The organism is Microbacterium sp. (assembly GCF_047607225.1).
Lineage (GTDB): Bacteria > Actinomycetota > Actinomycetes > Actinomycetales > Microbacteriaceae > Microbacterium.
Genome location: NZ_JASGDO010000057.1, coordinates 37,512 through 57,880 on the forward strand (window position 1 = coordinate 37,512; position 20,369 = coordinate 57,880).

Here is a 20,369-nt window from a genome sequence, read left to right on the forward strand (position 1 = left end):
CGACCTCAGGACGTTCGAGCAACGGCGGCCCGGGCGAGGTCGCGGAGCGCGCCCACTGCGGCGTTGTCGAGGGCTGCGCCGCGCAGGGCGCGATCGGCCTCCACGGCGTAGTCCGAGATCAGGTCCTCGACGCGTGCGAGCGCGCCGGAGTCGATGATCGTGCGTTGGAGGGACGAGATCTGTTCCTCGTCGAGGTCCGGGTCGCCCAACAGCTCGTCGAGGGTGTGTCGAGCACCCGTGGCCAGAGTCTCGCGCGTGAACGCGATGAGGAGAGTGCGCTTCCCCTCGCGGAGGTCGTCTCCCGAGGGTTTTCCGGTGACGGAGCTGTCGCCGAACACCCCCAGAACGTCGTCGCGAAGCTGGAAGGCGAGCCCGATCGGCAGGCCGAATCGGCCCAGCGCCTCCCGCTGGTGCTGCGTGGCACCCGCCAGTTCGGCGCCGATCAGGAGCGGCTGCAGCACGCTGTAGCGGGCGGATTTGTAGGTCGCGACGCGGAGGGCGCGATCGGCGTGCTCCGCGTCGTCCACCGACAGGGCCGCGGCCTCCTCGGCGAGGTCGAGCAGCTGGCCGACCGTCACCTCGCGGCGCATGCGCGCGTACTCGAGCCTGGCCGCTGCGGCGGTGTCGCTGTGCCGGATGCCCTCCTCGAGGAGGTCGTCGCTCCACGCCACCAGGAGGTCTCCGAGGAGGATCGCCGCCGAACGTCCGTAGGTTGCTCCGTCCCCGTTCCATCCCCGTGCGCCATGTCCAGATTCGAGCGCCCGGTGTGCGGCGGGGCGACCTCGGCGCGTGTCGGAGTTGTCGATCAGATCGTCGTGCACGAGGGCCGCGGCATGGAAGATCTCCAGCGCCGCGGCTGCCGCGACCGCGGCGGGGTCGACCTCGGTCACGCCGCGTCGCGACACCCCCGCGACGGCCCACCAGCCGGTGAGACAGAAGCGGCCGCGCAGACGTTTGCCACCTGTGATCGTCTCGGCGGCAGTACGCACGAATGCGACGGCGTCGGGGCCCAGCTCAGCAGCCTCCTCGATGCGGTCTTCGGCAAACCTCTCCATCCGCTGGGAAACGAGCTCGATCAGGTCCACCGAAGGCATCACGGGCCTAGCCTAGTTCTCGGGCACCCGCGTACAATCGAGACCACTCGACACTTCAAGAGGGGGATGCATGCCACTGTCAGAGCAGGAGCAGCGTCTGCTGGACGAGATGGAGCGCCATCTCATGCACAACGACGCCGATGTCGTCAGCGCGCCTCGTGAAGGTCAGTCCCTCAGCTACCGCAACATCGTCTACGGCAGCGTTCTCGTGCTCGTCGGTGTCGCCGGCCTCGTCGTCGGCGTCTCGACCTCCCTCATCATCGTGGGCGTGATCGCTTTCCTCGTGATGGTCGCGGGCGTCGTGCTGGCGGCCACCCCCACGCGTGGTGGCTCCGCGCGACCCCGTTCCCAGGGAACGCGCAAGCCCACCGCCACGGGTCCGACGAGGGCGAGCGGCGGCAGCTTCATGGATCGCATGAACGATCGATGGGATCGACGCCGCGGCGAAGGATGAGATCCTTCTCCGACGGAGAACCCCTTACAGCACCGACCTTCGGGTCGGTGCTTTTTTTGTGCGCGCAGCGACCTCGACGTCACCCGTCGTGCAGCGACCTCCGCCGTCGGGGGAGGGCGCGGGTGCGGCGCGGCCACGAATCGATAGGAAAGTGGAGGAAAGTGGAGTAAAGTGGCGCGTACTTCAGGCGGCCGGGCGGAGAAGGGGGTGGGACGCGATGCTGTTGGGCACGTACACCCCGAAGCTCGACGACAAGGGCCGCGTCATCCTGCCGGCGAAGTTCCGCACCGATCTGGGAGACGGCGTCGTCGTCACCCGGGGACAGGAACGGTGCCTCTACGTCTTCAGCACGAAGGAGTTCGAGCGCGTCTACGAACGGATCCGCGAAGCGCCGCTGACCAACAAGCAGGCCCGCGACTTCCAGCGCATGTTCCTCTCGGGAGCGAGCGACGAGAAGCCGGACGGGCAGAGCCGGATCACCATCCCGCCGCACCTGCGCACCTACGCCAACCTCGGACGCGAACTCGTCGTGACCGGCGTCGGTGCGCACGCCGAGATCTGGGACGCCGAGGCATGGAACGCCTACGCCGAAGGAAACGAAGACAGCTACTCGGAGATGGAGCAGGAGGTGATCCCCGGGCTCTTCTGAGCCGTGGCCCCGACTCCCAGCCGCACGCCCTGACACACTTCCCCGGTGCCAGGTCGGAGCGGATGGGGATCCGGGCTCCGGGTCGGACGCAGCACAGGTCGACGATCATGAACCCGCGCGACATCCATACCCCCGTCCTCCTCGAACGGTGCGTCGAGCTCCTCGCACCGGCGCTCGACCGCGACGACGCGGTCATCGTCGATGCCACTGAGGGGATGGGCGGACACTCGGAGGCCTTGCTCGAGCGCTTCCCGCACGCCCGCCTGATAGGACTCGACCGCGACACCGATGCTCTGCGGATCGCGGGGGAGCGCCTCTCCCGCTTCGGCGACCGGGTACAGCTGGTGCACACCGTCTACGACGGCATCTCCGAGGCCGTCGCCTCGGTCGGTGTCTCTCGGGTGCACGGGATCCTCTTCGACCTGGGGGTGTCCTCACTCCAGCTGGACGAAGCGGATCGTGGGTTCGCGTACGCGCAGGACGCGCCGCTGGACATGCGCATGGACCAGACCAGCGGCACGACCGCGGCTGACATCGTCGCGGGATACGGCGAAGGCGACCTTCGACGGATCTTCGAACGCTACGGCGAAGAGAAGCTCGCGGGGCGCTACGCGCGCGCCATCATCGCTGCTCGACAGTCGCGGCCGCTGCTGCGGTCGTCGGACCTCGTGGACGTCTTGATCGCCGCCACCCCCGCCGCCGTCCAGCGCGAGAAGTCGGGCCACCCGGCCAAGCGGGTCTTCCAGGCACTGCGGATCGAGGTCAATCGGGAACTGGCCGCCTTGGAGGCGGCGATCCCCGCCGCGCTCGAGCTCCTGCCCGTCGGCGGGCGCATCGTCGTCCTCTCGTATCAGTCGCTCGAGGATCGTCTCGTCAAGCGCGTGTTCGCGTCGGCGACCGCCTCGACGGCTCCGCGCGACCTGCCAGTCGAGCTGCCCGAGCACGCCCCCCGCTTCCGGCTGCTCGTGAGGGGCGCGGAGCTCGCCTCAGACGAGGAACGCGCCCGCAATCCGCGCGCGACGCCGGTACGGCTGCGCGCGGCGGAACGAGTCCGGGAGGCCGCGGCATGAGCACCAACCTCGCAGAGGAAGACGTCTTCGGCGCACATCCCCTTCCGCTTCCTGGGCCCGAGCGCCGGCTCCACGCCGTCTCGCAGGCGGCCCCGCGCCGGAAGCCGCGCCTGGTCTACGGCCTCGTCGCCGTCCTCGGCGCTCTCACGATCGCCGGCGCGCAGATGGGGCTCTCGATCCTGACGACGCAGAGCTCCTACGAGTTGCGCTCGCTGACCACGGAGCAGCGGAGCGTGCAGTGGCAGAAGCAGATCCTGCAGGACGAGGTCGCGGGCCTCAGCTCCCCCCAGTACCTGGCGGCGAATGCCGCCGCGCTCGGAATGGTCACCGGACAAGCCCCCAACTATCTCCGGCTCAGCGACGGCGCGTTGGTCGGCAGCGGCAAGAAGGCCACGACGACCTCCAGCATCGAGGCGCTCAAGAAGGCCGCCGTCTCCAACGAACTCCTCAGCGGCATCCCGCTCGTCACCGACCCCGACGCGAGTCTGGGTGCCCACAAGGCCTCCGAGCAGAGCGTCGTCGTGAACCCCGCATCCCCTCCTGCCATCGCCGACGGTCTGCCGACCCCGAACACGCATTGAGACTATGACCACTCGCGCCACCCGCAGCCCCCGCCGCCGCACCGTGACCGCACTGATGGTCGTGCTGGCGGTCATCGCGGTCTTCGTCGTCCGTCTCGTCGACATCCAGGTCGTCAATGCCGAAGGGCACATCGCCGCCCAGAAGGAGAAGGCGACGCAGACGAGCATCACTCTGGCCGGTACGCGAGGCAACATCGTCGACGAAGGGGGCAGGGTGCTGGCCACCAGCACCCTGCGTTACGACGTCGAGATCGACCCGATGCTCGCGGCGAACGGGATCGACAAGCGTGACGAGAACGGCGACATCGTCAAGGGTGCGGACGGAAAGAACGAGAAGGTCGCCTGGCCCGAGCTCGCCGCCCGCATCGCCGCCGTCACGGGGCAGTCACCCGAAGACGTCACCGCGATCGTGGTGGACGCCCTCGCGAAGAACCCGAAGGCGCGCTGGGCGCCCGTCACGCGCAACGTATCCACCGAGACCTATCGCGCTCTCGCCGATCTCGGCCTGCCGTTCCTGAGCTTCCCGCCCGTCGCGTCGCGGACTTATCCCGACGGTGCCGTGGCCGGCAACGTCATCGGGTTCGTCAGTTCCGACGGAAAGCCTCTCGAAGGCGTGGAGAAGCTGCAGAACAGCTGCCTGGATCCGAAGGCGGGATCGGTCACCTTCCAGCGCGGCCGTGACGGCGTTCGAATCCCGGGCACCGAAGTCGAGAAGCCCGCCGTGGACGGCGGTACCCTGACCCTCACGATCGACTCCGATCTCCAGTGGTACATGCAACAGCTCATCGCCGAGGAGACCAAGCGCTACAACGCCAACTGGGGCGGCATCATCGTGATGGAGGTGGCCACGGGCAAGATCCGTGCCTTCGCCGAGACTCCGACGGTCGACCCCAATGATCCCGCTGCCTCGGACGCCGATGACCGTGCGTCGCGCCTCGCGCGGTTCTCGTACGAGCCCGGCTCGACCTTCAAGCCGGTCACTGCGGCGACGGCCATCGAGGCCGCGGGGCTCACACCGCTGTCCAGCGTCAAGACCCCCTCGCGCATGACCTTCCCCAACGGCGCCGTCATCAACGACTCCGACCAGCACGCCACGGAGACACTGACCCTGACCGGTGGACTGGTCCGCTCCTCGAACGTGGCGATGTCGCAGTTCGGTGCGAAGGTCGACCCGCAGACGCGCTTCGACTATCTGACGAAGTTCGGCGTGGGACAGCCCCAGGGCCTCAACTGGTCGGGGGAGCCCGAGCAGCTGGGCTTCCGCCTCAAGCCCGCCGACTGGGACAACCAGACCTACTACACCACCACGTTCGGTCAGGCCTTCACCGTCACGGCGACGCAGGTCGCCAGTGTGTATCAGACGATCGCGAACGGTGGTGTCCGCATGCCGGCGCAACTCGTGGAGTCGTGCACGAAGGCGGACGGCACGGTGGTCACCCCCGATCTCCCTGAGCCTGTCCGCGTGATCAAGAAGGAGACGGCCAGTCAGGTCAGCCAGATGCTGGAGAACGTGTTCGCGCAGGGCACGCTCGCCGACGACGTGAAGATCGACGGGTATCGGATGGCGGGAAAGACGGGCACGGCGCAGATCTACGACGGCAAGGGCGGGTACAAGAAGAACCTGTACTTCACGTCCCTCGTCGGTTACGCCCCCGCCGAGGATCCGCAGTACGTTGTACTGACGGTCTTCGACGAGCCCAAGAAGGAGCGGATGTCGTCGGCCAACCGCTCGGTCTTCACCAAGGCGATGACTCAAGTGCTCACGCACTACCGCATCATGCCGTCCGGGTCCGAGACACCCCTGCTCCCGGTCACGAAGTAGCTCGGGCGCGGACGAGGAGCACAGCACATGATCTCGATGACGCTCGCCGAGATGGCGGCCGCGGTCGGGGGGACCCTGCATCCCGCCGGCGGCGACGACGCGGAGACGATCGTCTCCGGCGTCGTCGACACCGACTCGCGGGAGATGACTCCCGGCGGTGTGTTCGTCGCCAAGCGCGGCGAGACGACCGACGGCCACCGTTTCGTGGAGGCAGCAGTCGCCGCCGGTGCCGCGGTCGCGATCGTGGAACACCGTGTCGACGTCCCCGTCAGCCAGATCGTCGTGGCCGATGCCGTCTCCGCTCTGGCGGCCCTCGCGCGCGAGGTCGTTGCGCGGGTGCGCGCGCACGGCGCTCTGCGGGTCGTCGGGATCACCGGGTCGAACGGCAAGACGACCACGAAGAACATGCTCGCCCGGATCCTCGGGGGCGAAGGCGAGACGGTGGCTCCTCGCAACTCGTTCAACAACGAGGTCGGCGCTCCGGTCACGATGCTCCGGGTGACCGAGTCGACACGCTTCCTGGTCAGCGAGTTCGGGGCCTCGCGCATCGGACGCATCGCCGAGCTCGCCGGGCTCGTCACTCCCGACGTCAGTGCCGTCCTCATGGTGGGACTCGCGCACGCGGGAGGCTTCGGCGGCGTCGAGGCGACCCAGCGGGCCAAGACCGAGCTCGTCGAGGCGACGCGGCCCGGCGGTGTCGCCGTGCTCAACGCCGACGATCCGCGCGTGGCCGCGATGGCCGAGGTCGCCGCTGCCCGCGGCGTCGAGGTGCGATGGTTCGGGAGGTCGGCGCGCGCACAGATGCGCGCCGACGACGTCGAGGTGACCCCCGCCGGAACGTCGTGCACGATCGTGACGGAGACCGAGAGTCTGCCTCTCCGGCTGCAGGTGCTGGGGGAGCACCACGTGATGAACGCGTTGGCCGCCTTGTCGGTCGCCGGGGTGCTCGGCGTGCCGCTGGCCACCGCGATCGCGCGGCTGGAGACGGTCGAGGTCGCCGAGAGGTGGCGGATGCAGCCGCTGGGCTCGGAGCGCGTACGGATCATCAACGACGCCTACAACGCGAGCCCCGACTCGATGGCCGCCGCCCTCCGCACGATCGCGCAGATCGCCGGACCGGGGGAGCGCAAGGTGGCCGTGCTCGGCGCGATGAGCGAGCTCGGAGAGCAGGCCGGCGAGGAGCACGATCGAGTCGGTCTGCTCGCGGTGCGGTTGCGATTCGAACGGATCGTCGTGATCGGCGCCGCGGCGCGACGGCTCTATCTCGCCGCGATCGGGGAGGGCTCCTGGGACGGTGAGGCGGTGTTCTTCGAGACGCAGGACGAAGCGTACGACTACCTCCTCACCGAACTCCGCGAGGGTGACCGCGTGCTCGTGAAGTCGTCGAACTCGGCCGGGCTCCGTCACCTCGGCGATCGTCTGGGAGAATCGTTCTCGTGAGATCACTGCTTGCCGCCGCGACGATCTCCCTGGCCTTCACGCTCTTTCTCACCCCGCTGTTCATCCGGCTGTTCGAGAAGCTCGGCTGGGGCCAGGTCATCCGCACGCCGGAAGACGGCCACAATCCGAATCACCAGACCAAACGCGGAACGCCCACGATGGGTGGCATCGTCTTCATCCTGGGATCGCTGACGGGCTACTTCGTCGGCAGCTTCGCCGGAGGAACCCCGCCCACGACGTCAGGTCTCCTCGTCATCTGGATGATGGTCGGTCTCGGTCTCGTCGGCTTCATCGACGACTACATGAAGGTGCGCCAGCAGCGGAGCCTCGGCCTCTCGGGATGGCGCAAGGTGGTCGGCCAGATCCTCGTCGCCGTGCCGTTCGCCATCCTCGCCCTGAACTTCCCGAACAGCTGGGGAGAGACCCCGGCCTCTCCCTACATCTCGTTCTTCCGCGACATCCCGGCCCTGTCGTTCATGGCGCTCGGCGCAGTGGTGGGCTGGATCCTCTACTTGGCGTGGATCTCCTTCATGTCGGTCGCCTGGTCGAACGCGACGAACCTCACGGATGGCCTCGACGGCTTGGCCACCGGTGCCGGCATCTTCACCGTGTCCGCCTACAGCCTCGTGACGTTCTGGCAGTTCCAGCAGCGCTGCCACACCGCGGCCCTCGTCGATGCCTATGCCAACGCCTGCTATCCCACGCGCGACCCGATGGGCCTGACGATCATTGCCGCCTCGTTCGTCGGGGCGCTGGTGGGCTTCCTCTGGTGGAACGCGCCGAAGGCGAAGATCTTCATGGGTGACGTCGGATCGATGGCCATCGGCGGTGTCGTCGTGGCGATGGCGGTCCTCTCCCGCACCGAGATCCTCGCGGTCATCATCGCGGGTGTCTTCATCATCGGCCCCGGCTCGGTGATCCTGCAGCGGTACTACTTCAAGGCGACCGGCGGAAAGCGCCTCTTCCTCATGAGCCCGTTCCACCATCACCTCGAGATGCGCGGGTGGCCGGAGATCACGATCGTCGTCAGGATGTGGATCATCGCCGGAATGCTTGCCGTCACCGGCGTCGGCCTCTTCTACGTGGCCTGGCTCGCGGCGCTATGAGCGCGGACTCCCGTCACGAGCGCCTCGACGCACTCACGAGCTGGCACGCCGATTGGCGCGGGCTCCGCGTGGCTGTCCTGGGGCTCTCGGTCACGGGGTTCTCGGTCGCCGACACGGTGGCCGAACTGGGTGCCGACGTGCTCGTGGTCACCGAGACGGCCGACGAGGAGTATCGGCGGCTTCTCCCGGTCATCGGGGCGCGCCTGTGGACCGGTGACCTCGCCCAGGTGCCGGACGAGCTGCGGATGTTCGCTCCCGACGTCATCGTCGCCTCTCCCGGCTTCCCCCCTCATCACCCCGTCATCACGTGGGCGCGCGAGGCGGACATCGCAGTCTGGGGTGACATCGAGCTCGCGTGGCGCGTGCGGGACAAGGTCACCCGTGCGGACGGGGAGCCCGCCGACTGGATCCTCATCACCGGAACCAACGGCAAGACCACGACGACGCAGTTGACTGCGTCCATGCTCGCCGCTGGTGGCCTGCGCGCGGCTCCCTGCGGAAACATCGGCATTCCCGTCCTCGACGCCGTGCGCGACCCGCAGGGCTTCGACGTCCTCGTGGTGGAGGTCTCCAGCCACCAGCTCTGGTATCTCGGGCAGCAGGCCGGCGTCCGCCGGGTGTCGCCCCACGCCAGCGTGTGCCTCAATCTCGCGGAGGACCACCTGGAGTGGCATGGCAGCTTCGAGGCGTATCGTGCGGCGAAGGCCGTCGTGTACGACAACGTGCGGGTCGCCTGCGTCTACAATAAGAGCGACCTCGCCACGCGCACGATGGTCGAGGAGGCCGACGTCGTCGAGGGCTGCCGCGCGATCGGATTCGATCTCGGCGTGCCCGGACCCAGTGATCTCGGCGTCGTCGACGGCATCCTCGTCGACCGCGCCTTCCTCGACGACAGACACACGAGCGCGCTCGAGTTGACGACGCTCGCCGAACTTCACGAGAGGGGTCTGTCCGCGCCCCACGTGGTCGCGAACATCCTCGCCGCCGCGGCACTGGCGCGCTCGTGCGGCGTCGCCCCCGGGGCCATCCGCGCCGCATTGCAGTCGTTCCGCCTCGATCCCCACCGCATCGAGGTGATCGCCGTCGCGGACGGCGTCACTTGGGTCGACGATTCCAAGGCGACCAATCCGCATGCGGCGTCGTCATCGCTCGCGGCCTACCCCGGCGCGGTCTGGGTCGTCGGCGGCCTGCTGAAAGGCGTCGACATCGCCGACCTCGTCGCGCAGCGCGGACCCGCGGCGAAGGCTGCCATCGTGATCGGCGTCGAGCGGGCCGAGATCGTCGCAGCGTTCGAGCGACACGCGCCAGCGGTTCCGCTCTACGAGGTCGACCACGTTCAGACTGAAGACGTCATGGCGCAGGTCGTCGAGCTGGCGGCACGTGTGGCGGGAACGGGGGACACCGTCCTCCTCGCTCCCGCGGCGGCATCGTTCGACCAGTTCACGTCGTACGCCGACCGTGGTCACCGGTTCGCGGCCGCGGTGCACGCATGGCTCGCTCGGGCCGAACAGAAGCAGGAGGGTGCTGGTGACGACGACCGACCGCCCTTCCACCACGACTGAGACCGCCGCTTCTCGCGGATTCGCGGCCAGGGTGTCACTCGGCCGAGCTTTCGCGCCGGTGCCGAACGAGTTCCTGCTGATCGCATCGACGGCGCTCATCCTCACGATCTTCGGTCTCGTGATGGTGCTCTCCGCCACGATGGCGAAGTCGATCTCGGCCGGTTCCTCCCCGTTCGAGGTCGTCATCAAGCAGGGGATGTTCGCGCTCCTCGGCGTTCCGCTCATGTTCGTCTTGAGCCGATTCCCGGTGACGTTCTGGAAACGGATCGCCTGGCCGGCATTGATCGGCGCGATCTGTCTGCAGATGCTCGTCTTCGTGCCGGGCATCGGCATCTACAACGACGGCAACACGAACTGGATCTCGATCGCCGGAGCGCAGATGCAGCCGTCCGAGTTCCTCAAGCTCAGCCTCGCCCTGTGGCTCGGCTACGTCCTGTACCGGAAGCAGACCCTCCTCGGGCTGTGGCGTCACGTCTTCATCCCGGTGGTGCCGGTCGGCGCGCTCGTGATCGGACTCGTCGCGGTGGGAAGCGGCGACCTGGGGACCGGCCTCGTTCTCATGGCTGTGCTGCTGGGATGCCTGTTCTTCTCCGGGGTGAAGCTCCGGATCTTCCTTCTGCCGCTCATCGGCGTCGTCGTGGCGGCAGCGGTGTTCGCCGTCACGAGCCCCGACCGCATGCGCCGAATCATGAGCTTCCTCAACGTCGATTCGCTCGCGTGCTACTCGGCCGCGACGGGCGACTGCTACCAGGCGCTGCACGGTGTGTGGGGCCTCGCCGGCGGAGGGCTGTTCGGCTTGGGCCTCGGAAACTCTCGCGAGAAGTACGACTGGCTTCCGGCGGCGGAGCACGACTACATCTTCGCGATCGTGGGGGAGGAGCTCGGGCTGATCGGCTGCATCGTGGTCCTGGGGCTGTTCACGCTCTTCGCCGTGGGCACCTTCCACGTCATCCGGAAGACGAACGACCCGTTCATCCGGATCGCTGCGGGAGGGATCACCGTCTGGATCGTCGGCCAGGCCCTCGTGAACATCGGCGTCGTGCTGCGCGTGTTCCCGGTCCTCGGTGTGCCGCTGCCGTTCATGTCCCAGGGGGGCACGTCGCTGCTCTCGGTGCTCATGGCCTGCGGCGTCCTCCTCTCGTTCAGCCGATCGCTGCCCGCGACGCCGTCCGTTCGGCCGTCGGGGCGCCCGGTAGGCTCGGTGCGGTGACGACGGGCTCTTCTTCCACGACATATCTCCTCGCCGGCGGGGGCACCGCGGGTCACGTCAACCCTCTCTTGGCCGTCGCTGACGGCCTCCGGGCCCGATCCGCCGACGACGTCGTCCTGGTTCTCGGCACGCGGGAGGGTCTTGAGTCTCGCCTCGTTCCCCAGCGCGGGTACGAGCTGCTGATCGTCGACAAGGTGCCCTTCCCCCGCCGACCCGACCTCGCGGCGGCGCGTTTCCCGGTTCGTTTCTCCCGCGCGGTGAGGCAGGTGCGTCGGTACATCCGTGAGCGCCACGTGGACGTGGTGGTGGGGTTCGGCGGATACGCGTCCGCTCCGGCCTACGTCGCCGCGCGTCGTGAGCACGTGCCGTTCATCGTGCACGAGGCCAACGCTAAGCCGGGGCTGGCCAACGTGCTCGGCGCGAGGCGGGCCGCCGCGACCGGAGTGGTCTTCGAAGGCACCCCGCTGGCGCGCGCACGCGTCGTCGGGATGCCCTTGCGGCGCGAGATCGTTGACCTCGATCGCAGCGGGCGGCGCGCGGAGGCGGGAGAACACTTCGGCCTCGATCCGGCCCGCCCCACCCTCCTGGTGTTCGGGGGGTCACTGGGCGCCCGCCGACTCAACGCGGCGATGGACGGCGCCTGGTCCGCGATCGTCGACGCGGGCTGGCAGGTCCTCCACGCGGCGGGGGAGCGCGACGAGATCGTCGATCCGGGCGATGCGCGGTATCGCGTTGTGCCCTACATCGATCGGATGGATCTGGCGTTCGCCCTCGCCGACGTCGTGCTCTCCCGGGCGGGGGCGGCCACGGTCAGTGAGATCAGCGCTCTGTCCCTCCCCGCGGTCTATGTCCCCTACGCCGTCGGCAACGGGGAGCAGGCGCTCAACGCCGCCGCCGCCGTGCGCGCCGGCGCGGCGCGGGTGATCCCCGATGGCGAGCTGACCGCGGCGAGACTGCGCTCCGAGCTGGTTCCGCTCCTCGGCGATGCGGAGGCCCTCTCGCGTATGACCGCCGCCAGCGCCGCGGTCGGAACACGCGAGGGCACCGAGAACGTCATCGCCCTCATCGATGAGGCCCTCGCGCGCTGACGGAAACCGGCCCCCGCGCGGGACGGTGTGCCAGCGCGCCGCGCCGCCGTCCGCCGACGAGGGCGACCTAGACTTGACGGGCCATGATTCGACCCGACCTGAGCCTCCCGATTCCCGAGACCATCACCGCTGCGCACTTCATCGGCATCGGGGGGTCGGGGATGTCCGGCCTCGCGGGAATGTTCCTGGACCGGGGCATCCGCGTGTCGGGCTCTGACCGCGCGGACAGCGCCGCGCTGCAGGCGCTCGCGGCGCGCGGCGCCGAGGTGTTCGTGGGACATGACGCGGCACACCTGCCCGATGATGTCGATGCCGTCGTCCATACCGGCGCCATCTGGCCGGAGAACCCGGAGTTCGTGCTCGCGAAGCAGCGGGGGCTCCCCGTGATCCACCGTTCCCAGGCCCTGTATTGGCTGATCGGTGGACGCCGGCTCGTCTCGGTCGCCGGTGCGCACGGCAAGACCACATCGACGGGCATGATCGTCACCGCCCTCCGAGCCCTCGGAACCGCGCCGACGTTCGTCAACGGCGGCGTGATCGCCGACCTGGGAGTCTCCAGCGGCACGGGCTCCGATGAGCTCTTCGTGATCGAGGCCGACGAGTCCGACGGGACCTTCCTGCTGTACGACACCTCGGTCGCTCTCATCACCAACGTCGACCCCGATCATCTGGACCATTGGGGGAGCGGCGACGCCTTCTTCGAGGGCTTCGTGCGCTTCGCTGACGCGGCACGAGAGGCCGTCGTGATCTCCGCCGACGATGCGGGGGCGCGACGGGTCGCTCGTGAGCTCACCCACTCCCGCGTGGTCAGTTTCGGTTCCTCCGCCGAGGCCGACGTCCGGATCGCCGCGGTGACCACCGACGGGCCCGTCTCCTTCACCGTGCTCCACGGCGAGGAGAGCGCGCAGGTCCAGTTGGCCGTTCCGGGAGCCCACAATGCGATCAACGCGGCGGGGGCGATCGCTGTCCTCCTCACCCTCGGACACGGGCTCGAGGCAGCGGCGCGCGCGGTCGAGTCGTTCGGCGGCACCGTGCGCCGGTTCGAGCTCCACGGCGTCGAACGCGGCGTGAGCGTCTACGACGACTATGCCCACCATCCGACCGAGGTGGCCGCCGCGCTCGAAGCAGCGCGCACCGTCGTCGGGTCCGGACGCATCATCGCCGTCCACCAGCCTCACACCTACTCGCGTACACAACAGATGTATCGGGAGTTCGCGGAGGTGCTCGAGTCGTTCGCCGATCACACCGTGGTGCTCGACGTCTACGGCGCCCGCGAAGACCCCGTCCCGGGTGTGACGGGCGAACTGGTCTCCGAGGCGTTCGCTGACTCCTCCAAGGTCAGGTACGTCGCCGACTGGCAGGACGCGGCCGACTACACGGCGTCGGTGGCGCGTGAGGGCGACTATGTCGTCACGCTCGGGTGCGGGAATGTCTACCTGATCATCCCTCAGGTGTTGCAGGCATTGCAGTCGACCCGATCCTCGCCGGGCGAGCAGGACTGACACGTGCGCCGGCCGACGCCGCTACCCCCGCCCGAGCGGGAGTCACGCCCTCGCGATGTCGATCTGGATGTCCGAAGCCTCACTCCTCCGGGGGCCGCACCTGCGGACGGATACTCTCCGGACGCCCAGGAGAGCGACGGCTTCGTCGCCGAGGACGATCTCGCAGAGATCGTCCCGTTCGCGCCCACGCCGGGAGAGGACGAGGAGTCCGCCGCCGACCCGCCGCTCGGTGTCCGTGATGTCTGGGCGGCTGCGCGTGCCCGTCGACGCGCCCTGCGTGCGGAGGTCCGTCGCTTCACGGCCCGTCAGCGTCGTCGTCGGATGGCGTGGATCGTCTTGGTGTCCGCGGTCCTGCTCCTCGTCGCCCTGTCGGTCGGGGCCGCGTACAGTCCCCTGTTCGCGGTGGAGCGCGTGAAGGTCGTCGGTGCCTCGCAGCTGGACGCGGGCGCCGTGGAGCGGGCGTTGGCGAGTCAGATCGGCAGACCGCTCGCGCTCGTCGACTCCGGTGAGGTGAAGGCGGCGCTGGTCGCGTTCCCTCTCGTGGAAACCTACACGCTCGAGGCCCGGCCGCCGCACGAGCTCGTGGTGCGCATCGTCGAGCGTCTGCCGATCGGCTCGATCAAGTCCGCCGCCGGCTACACGCTCGTCGATGCCGCGGGCGTCGCGTTGTCCACGACGCCTGACCGCCCGAAGGATCATCCGACGATCAGCGTTCCCGGCGGCGTCACCTCGGCTGCTTTCGAGGCGGTGGGCACGGTGTTCCGGTCGCTCCCCGAGGACGTGCGGAGCCAGGTCACGGCTCTCACGGCGACGACCCCCAACGACGTGACGCTGACCCTCGGCGCCACCGACACCGACGTCGTGTGGGGCAACGCCAGCGAGTCCGCTCTCAAGGCGTTGACTCTCGAACGAATCATGATCGAGAGGCCGCCCTCCGAGGTGTCGCTCTACGACGTGTCCTCCCCGCGCGCCGTCGTGGTGCGCTGACGAGGCCGCGCGAGTTTTCTCCTCGCGATTCGCGACACGCCCGCCGCCTCGCGGTGCAGGCTGCTCCTGACGCATACCTTCAATTCAAGAAATACATACTCGGCAATTCTTTAAACCTCTGGTTGAGGTTGAAGGTTGAGCACCGTGGTGGCGAGAGCCGTTCGCCCCGTGTGCGACCAGGATGCGCCGAGACAGAGGTTCGGGACGATACGGAGGCCGGCATGAGCCAGAACCAGAACTACCTCGCCGTGATCAAGGTCGTCGGTGTGGGCGGTGGCGGCGTGAACGCCGTCAACCGGATGATCGAGCTCGGCCTGCGAGGCGTCGAGTTCATCGCGGTGAACACCGACGCGCAAGCGCTGCTGATGAGCGACGCCGACGTCAAGCTCGACGTGGGCCGTGAACTCACCCGCGGGCTCGGCGCGGGAGCCGACCCGGAGGTCGGCCGCCGCGCGGCGGAGGATCACGCGGAGGAGATCGAGGAAGCGCTCGCGGGGGCCGACATGGTCTTCGTCACCGCAGGCGAGGGCGGTGGAACCGGAACCGGGGGGGCGCCCGTCGTCGCGCGGATCGCCAAGTCGATCGGTGCGCTGACGATCGGTGTGGTCACCAAGCCCTTCTCCTTCGAGGGACGCCGTCGCCAAAGTCAGGCAGAGGCGGGCGTCGCCAAGCTGAAGGAAGAGGTCGACACGCTCATCGTCGTCCCCAACGACCGTCTCCTGGAGATCAGCGACCGCGGCATCTCGATGATCGAGGCGTTCGCCACGGCCGACCAGGTGCTGCTGGCCGGTGTGCAGGGCATCACCGACCTCATCACCACGCCGGGTCTCATCAACCTCGACTTCGCCGACGTCAAGTCGGTCATGCAGGGGGCAGGGTCCGCGCTCATGGGCATCGGATCGGCGCGGGGCGCGGATCGGGCCATCAAGGCAGCCGAGCTGGCGGTCGAGTCGCCGCTCCTCGAAGCGTCGATCGAAGGCGCCCACGGCGTCCTCTTGTCCATCCAGGGTGGCTCCAACCTCGGCATCTTCGAGATCAACGATGCGGCGCAGTTGGTCAAGGAGGCCGCACACCCCGAGGCGAACATCATCTTCGGAACGGTCATCGACGACACGCTGGGTGATGAGGTGCGGGTCACCGTCATCGCGGCCGGCTTCGACGGCGGTGAGCCGCAGGCGCGCATCGAACCGATGTCGGTCGAGCGGGCAACCCCCGTGATCCCGGCCGTCCCCGCCGACGAAGCGGCGCGAGAGGTTCCCGTCCTCGAGGAGAAGCAGTCGGTCAGCGTGACGGCCTCGACGTCCAACGACTCCGTGTTCGGCGACGACGACCTCGACGTACCCGACTTCCTGAAGTAAGTGGAGCTCGCCGAACGCCTCGCCGCCCTCGACGCCCGCATTGCCGAGGCGGCGAGGGCGGTCGGGCGCGACCCGAGTGAGCTCACGAGGGTCGTCGTCACCAAGTTCCACCCGCCGGAGCTCATCGCGGCGTTGCGGACTCTCGGAGTGCGGGACGTCGGCGAGAGCCGCCAGCAGGAGCTCTCGCAGAAGCGGGCGGTGCTTCCCGAGATGACCGACCTCACGTGGCACTTCGTGGGGCAGGTGCAGACGAAGAAGGCGCGCGCGGTGCGCGCGGCGGCCGACGTCGTCCACTCCGTCGACCGCACCCGGCTGGCCGACGCGCTGCACGCCGCCGACCCGGAGGCGGAGTCGCCACTCGGCGTCTTCGTCCAGGTGAACCTCACCGACGACTCCGCTCGCGGGGGTGTCGCCCCCGCCGCCGCCGCCGAGCTCGCGGAGCACATCGCCGGGAACTGCCCTTCGCTGGTGTTGCTGGGCGTCATGGCGGTCGCGCCGCTGGAGGAGTCTCCGGCGCGCGCGTTCGAACGCTTGGCGGAGGTGTCCGCTCGCGTTCGCGCCGTCGTGCCGGCAGCGTCGGCGATCTCGGCGGGCATGTCCGGAGACTTCACCGAGGCGATCGCCGCGGGTGCGACACACCTGCGGATCGGCTCGGCAATCACGGGACCGCGCCCGGTGCGCGGTTAACCTCGAAACAGACGAGCAAACGGAGGATGCGATGTCGAACCCGCTCAAGAAGACCATGGTGTACCTGGGCCTCGCCGACGAGGAAGAGGTCTATGACGAGCCGGCTGCGGCAACGCCCGCGCCGCGGCGAGACAAGCCTGTCGAGAAGACCGCTCCGGTGACTCCGATCCACCGCCCCGCGGTCGTTCGACAGCCGGCCGCCGGCACCGTCAGCGAGATCCTCACCGTGCATCCCAAGCAGTACCGTGACGCTCAGGGCATCGCGGAGGCATTCCGGGACGGCGTGCCGGTCATCATCAATCTCTCGCAGATGAGCGACGCCGACGCTCGGCGGCTCGTCGACTTCGCCAGTGGTCTGTCGCTGGGGCTCTTCGGGCGCATCGAGCGCGTCACCAGCAAGGTCTTCCTCCTCTCGCCCGAGAACATCGCGGTGTCCGGTGAGGGAGCGGTGGCTCAGGCCGATCCCGAATCGGCGCCCTTCGTCCCGTAGTCGTGGAGGTCGTCCGCCTCGTCGCCGGCATCGCCAACACGCTGCTGGTCATCTACATCCTCACGCTCCTCGCGCGCGTCATCTTCGAGTACATTCCCCTGTTCAACCGGGAATGGCGCCCGCGGGGATTCGTGCTCGTCCTCGCCGAGATCGTGTACACCGTGACCGATCCGCCCGTGAAGTTCTTTCGCAGACTCGTACCGCCACTGCGGCTCGGCCCCGTGGCCCTCGACCTCGGATTCCCCCTCACGATGCTCTGCTGCTTCGTGTTGCTGTCGATCACCGGGGTGCTCATGCGTGCGTGAGCACCCACCCGGCCTTCTTCGCACCGTGGGAGGTCCCGGACTATGCTGTTCGGGTACGGCTCGCCGACCGCGGGTCGCCCGCATACGGCCCCGTCGTGAAGCTTTGAAAGAGGAAACACTATGGCTCTGACTCCTGAAGACGTCGTCACCAAGCAGTTCCAGCACGTCCGTTTCAAGGAGGGGTTCGACCCCGACGAGGTGGACGACTTCCTCGATGAGATCGTCGTCGAATGGCGCAAGACGATCGCCGAGAACGAGGAGCTGAAGGCCAAGCTCGCCGCCTACGAGTCGGGCGCAGCGCCGACGCAGGCCGCTCCCGTCGCCGAGGAGGCGCCCGTCGTCGAGGAGGTGCCTGCTCCTGCCCCCGCTCCCGTGGCCGAGGCCCCCGCTTCGGAGTCCGCTCCGGCAGCGGCCTCTGCCGGCATCATCGAACTCGCTCAGCGTCTGCACGACGAGCACGTCGCCGAGGGTCAGGCTCAGCGCGACAAGCTCATCTCGGAGGCTCAGGCCCAGGCTGCGGCGATCGTCGCCGAGGCCGAGGCCAAGGGCCGCGACGAGATGGCGCGCCTGGAGAGCGAGCGCACGACGCTCGAGACGCGCATCAGCGAGCTCCGTCAGTTCGAGCGGGACTACCGCTCGCAGCTCCGCGGCTTCATCGAGGAGAAGCTGCGCGATCTCGACGTGGCCGGCTCGTCCTCGGGTGCGACGCCCGTCTCGTCCGCCGGTCACTAGGCCGCGCCCTTTGACGGTCCCCGATCTCCGACCCTCCCAGGGTCGTGCTGCGGCGGCCGGCATCACCATCGCTCTTCTCGCGGTGCTGGTGCTGGCCGCCGATCAGTTGTCCAAGAACACCGCTCTGCGCGACCTTCCGTACCAGGAGCCCGTGCGGGTGTGGGGAGACTTCCTGCAGTTCTACCTCACGCGTAACCCCGGAGCGGCCTTCTCACTCGGTGAGGAGGTCACGTGGGTCTTCACGATCGTGCTGGCGGCCGCCGCCGTGGCGATCGTGGTGCTCGCCGTCACACGCGTTCGCTCGCGCTGGTGGTCCGTCGTGTTGGGACTTCTCCTCGGCGGCATCCTCGGCAACCTCACCGACAGGATCGTACGAGAGCCTGGATTCCCCGTCGGGCACGTCATCGACTTCATCCACACTCCCTGGATGATGCCCGCGATCTACAACGTGGCCGACATGTTCATCGTGACGATGATGATCGGCGTCGCCGTTCTCGTTCTCGTCGGACTGCGACTGGACGGCACCCGTGAGGTGCGTACCAGGCGCGCCACGGACGACGACGTCGTCGCCGGTGAGTCGGTCGACGCCGGCAGCGATCGGGACTGACGTGCCTGCACGATCGCTGCCGGTTCCCGACGGCCTCGACGGCTCGCGCGTCGACGCTGCGCTGGCCAAGATGCTCGGATTTTCGCGCACTTTCGCAGCCGAGGTCGCCGAGCAGGGTGGCGTCGTGATGGATGGCCACGCGGTGGGCAAGTCCGACCGGCTCCGCGCGGGTTCGTGGCTCGAGGTGGAGTGGACCGAGCGTCGGGATCCCGTCGTCGTTCCCACCGCGGTGCCCGACCTGGGAATCACATACGACGATGACGACTTCGTCGTCGTGGACAAGCCCGCGGGAGTTGCCGCACATCCCTCGGTCGGATGGGAAGGACCGACGGTGCTGGGTGCGCTGTCGGCGGCGGGCTTCCGGATCGCGACGACCGGCGCCGCGGAGCGACAGGGCATCGTCCATCGTCTCGACGTCGGCACGAGCGGGCTCATGGTCGTCGCCAAGAGCGAGACCGCGTACACGGCGCTCAAGCGGGCCTTCAAGGAACGCGAGGTGGACAAGATCTACCACGCCGTCGTTCAGGGCCACCCCGATCCGCTGGCCGGCACGATCGACGCTCCGATCGGGCGGCATCCGTCGCATTCTTGGAAGTTCGCGGTCGTCCCCGATGGCAAGGAGTCGGTGACCCACTACGAGACGCTGGAGGCGTTCCCCGGGGCCTCGCTTCTGGAGATCCACCTCGAGACCGGGCGCACGCACCAGATCCGGGTGCACATGGCGGCGCATCGGCACCCGTGTGTCGGTGACCCGCTCTACGGCTCGGATCCGACCCTGTCGGCGCGACTCGGGCTCACTCGCCAGTGGCTGCACGCGCGAGAGCTCTCGTTCCACCACCCCGCAACGGGGGAGTGGGTGTCATTCGTCTCCGACTATCCCGCAGATCTCGCCCATGCCTTGGAGACCCTGCGCGGAGACTGACGCTCGACGACCCGGCCGCGATGTCGGTGGCCCGCGGGAGGATGCCGACATGGAGGAATGCGGCGAGGTGACAGGTGGCGCTGTCGGCGCCTCGGCAGCGCAGGGATCGGGCATCGTCGTGCGGCCGGCAGAGCGCTTCGACGACATCGCGACCTTGGTCGGCCCGAAGAAGCCCACTTCCAACGTCTGCTGGTGTCTGAGCTATCGGATCCCGAACAAGGAGAATCGGCAACTACGGGGTGCCGCGCGCGGCGACCGGGTTCGAGAGCTTCTGAGGGAGGGCCCGCCGGGAGTCCTCGCGTACGCGGCCGACGAGGTCGTCGGATGGGCCGCCGTGCATCGGCGAGCCGACACGAGCTTCGCGACGAATCGTCGCATCCCACACGTCGATGACCTCGATGTGTGGAGCGTGTGGTGCATCCGCGTGCGACCCGGATGGCGAGGGAAGGGCATCTCTCACGATCTCCTCGCGGGGGCTGTGGACTACGCCCGTGCCCAGGGTGCGCCGGCGATCGAGGGGTACCCGGTCGACAACCACGGGAGCAGGGTCGACCTCACGATGGCGTACGTCGGCACGCGCGCGCTCTTCGAGAAGGCCGGCTTTCAGGCCGTGGCGGAGACGACCTCGGTGCTGAACGGCTTTCCGCGCGTGGTCATGCGTCTCTCGCTGACGTGACGAGGTCGTCGGCAGACGAGAGTGCCC

At 68.6% G+C, this 20,369-nt stretch carries 21 protein-coding genes; 20 read left to right on the top strand and 1 reads right to left on the bottom strand.

Translation table 11 applies throughout. The features are described 5' to 3' along the window. Nucleotides 1-5: 5 nt before the first annotated feature. Nucleotides 6-1,097, bottom strand: coding sequence for a polyprenyl synthetase family protein (locus QM591_RS11425; protein WP_415132524.1), 1,092 nt, complete (start codon nucleotides 1,095-1,097; stop codon nucleotides 6-8). A 67-nt stretch (nucleotides 1,098-1,164) separates the two neighbouring features. Here QM591_RS11425 and QM591_RS11430 point away from each other — a divergent pair, with 67 nt between their 5' ends. The 20 genes from QM591_RS11430 to QM591_RS11525 all read left to right on the top strand — a co-directional run bounded on the left by QM591_RS11430 (nucleotide 1,165) and on the right by QM591_RS11525 (nucleotide 20,342). Beyond that, nucleotides 1,165-1,548 (top strand): DUF3040 domain-containing protein, encoded by a 384-nt coding sequence (locus QM591_RS11430; RefSeq protein ID WP_415132525.1) that lies wholly within the window; start codon nucleotides 1,165-1,167, stop codon nucleotides 1,546-1,548. 217 nt (nucleotides 1,549-1,765) lie between these two features. Then, entirely contained in the window at nucleotides 1,766-2,197 is a 432-nt protein-coding gene (gene mraZ, locus QM591_RS11435; RefSeq protein WP_067159458.1) for a division/cell wall cluster transcriptional repressor MraZ, read from the top strand. A 107-nt stretch (nucleotides 2,198-2,304) separates the two neighbouring features. Then, nucleotides 2,305-3,267 (top strand): 16S rRNA (cytosine(1402)-N(4))-methyltransferase RsmH, encoded by a 963-nt coding sequence (gene rsmH, locus QM591_RS11440; RefSeq protein ID WP_415132526.1) that lies wholly within the window; start codon nucleotides 2,305-2,307, stop codon nucleotides 3,265-3,267. Beyond that, nucleotides 3,264-3,848, top strand: coding sequence for a hypothetical protein (locus QM591_RS11445; protein WP_415132527.1), 585 nt, complete (start codon nucleotides 3,264-3,266; stop codon nucleotides 3,846-3,848). Before rsmH ends, QM591_RS11445 begins: the two co-directional genes overlap by 4 nt. A gap of 4 nt (nucleotides 3,849-3,852) precedes the next feature. Next, nucleotides 3,853-5,670, top strand: a complete 1,818-nt coding sequence (locus tag QM591_RS11450) for a peptidoglycan D,D-transpeptidase FtsI family protein (protein WP_415132528.1) — start codon at nucleotides 3,853-3,855, stop codon at nucleotides 5,668-5,670. A gap of 27 nt (nucleotides 5,671-5,697) precedes the next feature. Then, nucleotides 5,698-7,110: a UDP-N-acetylmuramoyl-tripeptide--D-alanyl-D-alanine ligase gene (locus QM591_RS11455; RefSeq protein WP_415132529.1), complete on the top strand. Its 1,413-nt coding sequence runs from the start codon at nucleotides 5,698-5,700 to the stop codon at nucleotides 7,108-7,110. Then, nucleotides 7,107-8,216 carry a phospho-N-acetylmuramoyl-pentapeptide-transferase gene (mraY, locus tag QM591_RS11460; RefSeq protein WP_415132530.1) on the top strand — a complete coding sequence of 370 codons (1,110 nt, stop codon included), beginning with the start codon at nucleotides 7,107-7,109 and terminating at the stop codon, nucleotides 8,214-8,216. The genes QM591_RS11455 and mraY overlap by 4 nt, the downstream gene beginning before the upstream one ends. Then, nucleotides 8,213-9,778 carry a UDP-N-acetylmuramoyl-L-alanine--D-glutamate ligase gene (murD, locus tag QM591_RS11465; RefSeq protein ID WP_415132531.1) on the top strand — a complete coding sequence of 522 codons (1,566 nt, stop codon included), beginning with the start codon at nucleotides 8,213-8,215 and terminating at the stop codon, nucleotides 9,776-9,778. Before mraY ends, murD begins: the two co-directional genes overlap by 4 nt. Next, on the top strand, nucleotides 9,744-10,988 hold the full coding sequence (gene ftsW, locus QM591_RS11470) for a putative lipid II flippase FtsW (RefSeq protein WP_415132532.1): 1,245 nt from the start codon (nucleotides 9,744-9,746) through the stop codon (nucleotides 10,986-10,988). Before murD ends, ftsW begins: the two co-directional genes overlap by 35 nt. Continuing rightward, entirely contained in the window at nucleotides 10,985-12,076 is a 1,092-nt protein-coding gene (locus QM591_RS11475; protein ID WP_415132533.1) for a UDP-N-acetylglucosamine--N-acetylmuramyl-(pentapeptide) pyrophosphoryl-undecaprenol N-acetylglucosamine transferase, read from the top strand. Before ftsW ends, QM591_RS11475 begins: the two co-directional genes overlap by 4 nt. An 83-nt stretch (nucleotides 12,077-12,159) precedes the next feature. Beyond that, nucleotides 12,160-13,578, top strand: coding sequence for a UDP-N-acetylmuramate--L-alanine ligase (gene murC, locus QM591_RS11480; RefSeq protein WP_415132534.1), 1,419 nt, complete (start codon nucleotides 12,160-12,162; stop codon nucleotides 13,576-13,578). A gap of 3 nt (nucleotides 13,579-13,581) precedes the next feature. Then, complete coding sequence (locus QM591_RS11485) at nucleotides 13,582-14,565, top strand: FtsQ-type POTRA domain-containing protein (RefSeq protein ID WP_415132535.1); 984 nt, start codon at nucleotides 13,582-13,584, stop codon at nucleotides 14,563-14,565. Nucleotides 14,566-14,786: 221 nt separating this feature from the next. Then, on the top strand, nucleotides 14,787-15,923 hold the full coding sequence (gene ftsZ / locus QM591_RS11490; protein ID WP_415132536.1) for a cell division protein FtsZ: 1,137 nt from the start codon (nucleotides 14,787-14,789) through the stop codon (nucleotides 15,921-15,923). Next, on the top strand, nucleotides 15,924-16,610 hold the full coding sequence (locus QM591_RS11495; RefSeq protein WP_415132537.1) for a YggS family pyridoxal phosphate-dependent enzyme: 687 nt from the start codon (nucleotides 15,924-15,926) through the stop codon (nucleotides 16,608-16,610). It abuts the gene before it with no gap. Nucleotides 16,611-16,641: 31 nt separating this feature from the next. Beyond that, nucleotides 16,642-17,100, top strand: a complete 459-nt coding sequence (locus tag QM591_RS11500; protein ID WP_067159494.1) for a cell division protein SepF — start codon at nucleotides 16,642-16,644, stop codon at nucleotides 17,098-17,100. A gap of 2 nt (nucleotides 17,101-17,102) precedes the next feature. After that, on the top strand, nucleotides 17,103-17,405 hold the full coding sequence (locus tag QM591_RS11505; protein ID WP_415132538.1) for a YggT family protein: 303 nt from the start codon (nucleotides 17,103-17,105) through the stop codon (nucleotides 17,403-17,405). 120 nt (nucleotides 17,406-17,525) lie between these two features. Then, nucleotides 17,526-18,137 (top strand): DivIVA domain-containing protein, encoded by a 612-nt coding sequence (locus tag QM591_RS11510; protein WP_415132539.1) that lies wholly within the window; start codon nucleotides 17,526-17,528, stop codon nucleotides 18,135-18,137. Between the two features lie 10 nt (nucleotides 18,138-18,147). Next, entirely contained in the window at nucleotides 18,148-18,744 is a 597-nt protein-coding gene (gene lspA / locus QM591_RS11515; RefSeq protein WP_415132540.1) for a signal peptidase II, read from the top strand. Nucleotide 18,745: 1 nt separating this feature from the next. Next, a complete protein-coding gene (locus tag QM591_RS11520) occupies nucleotides 18,746-19,666 on the top strand; it encodes an RluA family pseudouridine synthase (protein ID WP_415132541.1) in 921 nt (306 codons plus the stop codon). A gap of 49 nt (nucleotides 19,667-19,715) precedes the next feature. Further along, complete coding sequence (locus tag QM591_RS11525) at nucleotides 19,716-20,342, top strand: GNAT family N-acetyltransferase (protein WP_415132542.1); 627 nt, start codon at nucleotides 19,716-19,718, stop codon at nucleotides 20,340-20,342. Nucleotides 20,343-20,369: the final 27 nt, after the last annotated feature.

Bases quoted from the DNA above. Each gene is read 5' to 3' on its own strand.
- QM591_RS11430 (WP_415132525.1), top strand. From the start codon at position 1,165: ATGCCACTGTCAGAGCAGGAGCAGCGTCTGCTGGACGAGATGGAGCGC.
- mraZ (WP_067159458.1), top strand. From the start codon at position 1,766: ATGCTGTTGGGCACGTACACCCCGAAGCTCGACGACAAGGGCCGCGTC.
- rsmH (WP_415132526.1), top strand. From the start codon at position 2,305: ATGAACCCGCGCGACATCCATACCCCCGTCCTCCTCGAACGGTGCGTC.
- QM591_RS11445 (WP_415132527.1), top strand. From the start codon at position 3,264: ATGAGCACCAACCTCGCAGAGGAAGACGTCTTCGGCGCACATCCCCTT.
- QM591_RS11450 (WP_415132528.1), top strand. From the start codon at position 3,853: ATGACCACTCGCGCCACCCGCAGCCCCCGCCGCCGCACCGTGACCGCA.
- QM591_RS11455 (WP_415132529.1), top strand. From the start codon at position 5,698: ATGATCTCGATGACGCTCGCCGAGATGGCGGCCGCGGTCGGGGGGACC.
- murD (WP_415132531.1), top strand. From the start codon at position 8,213: ATGAGCGCGGACTCCCGTCACGAGCGCCTCGACGCACTCACGAGCTGG.
- murC (WP_415132534.1), top strand. From the start codon at position 12,160: ATGATTCGACCCGACCTGAGCCTCCCGATTCCCGAGACCATCACCGCT.
- ftsZ (WP_415132536.1), top strand. From the start codon at position 14,787: ATGAGCCAGAACCAGAACTACCTCGCCGTGATCAAGGTCGTCGGTGTG.
- QM591_RS11500 (WP_067159494.1), top strand. From the start codon at position 16,642: ATGTCGAACCCGCTCAAGAAGACCATGGTGTACCTGGGCCTCGCCGAC.
- QM591_RS11510 (WP_415132539.1), top strand. From the start codon at position 17,526: ATGGCTCTGACTCCTGAAGACGTCGTCACCAAGCAGTTCCAGCACGTC.
- QM591_RS11525 (WP_415132542.1), top strand. From the start codon at position 19,716: ATGGAGGAATGCGGCGAGGTGACAGGTGGCGCTGTCGGCGCCTCGGCA.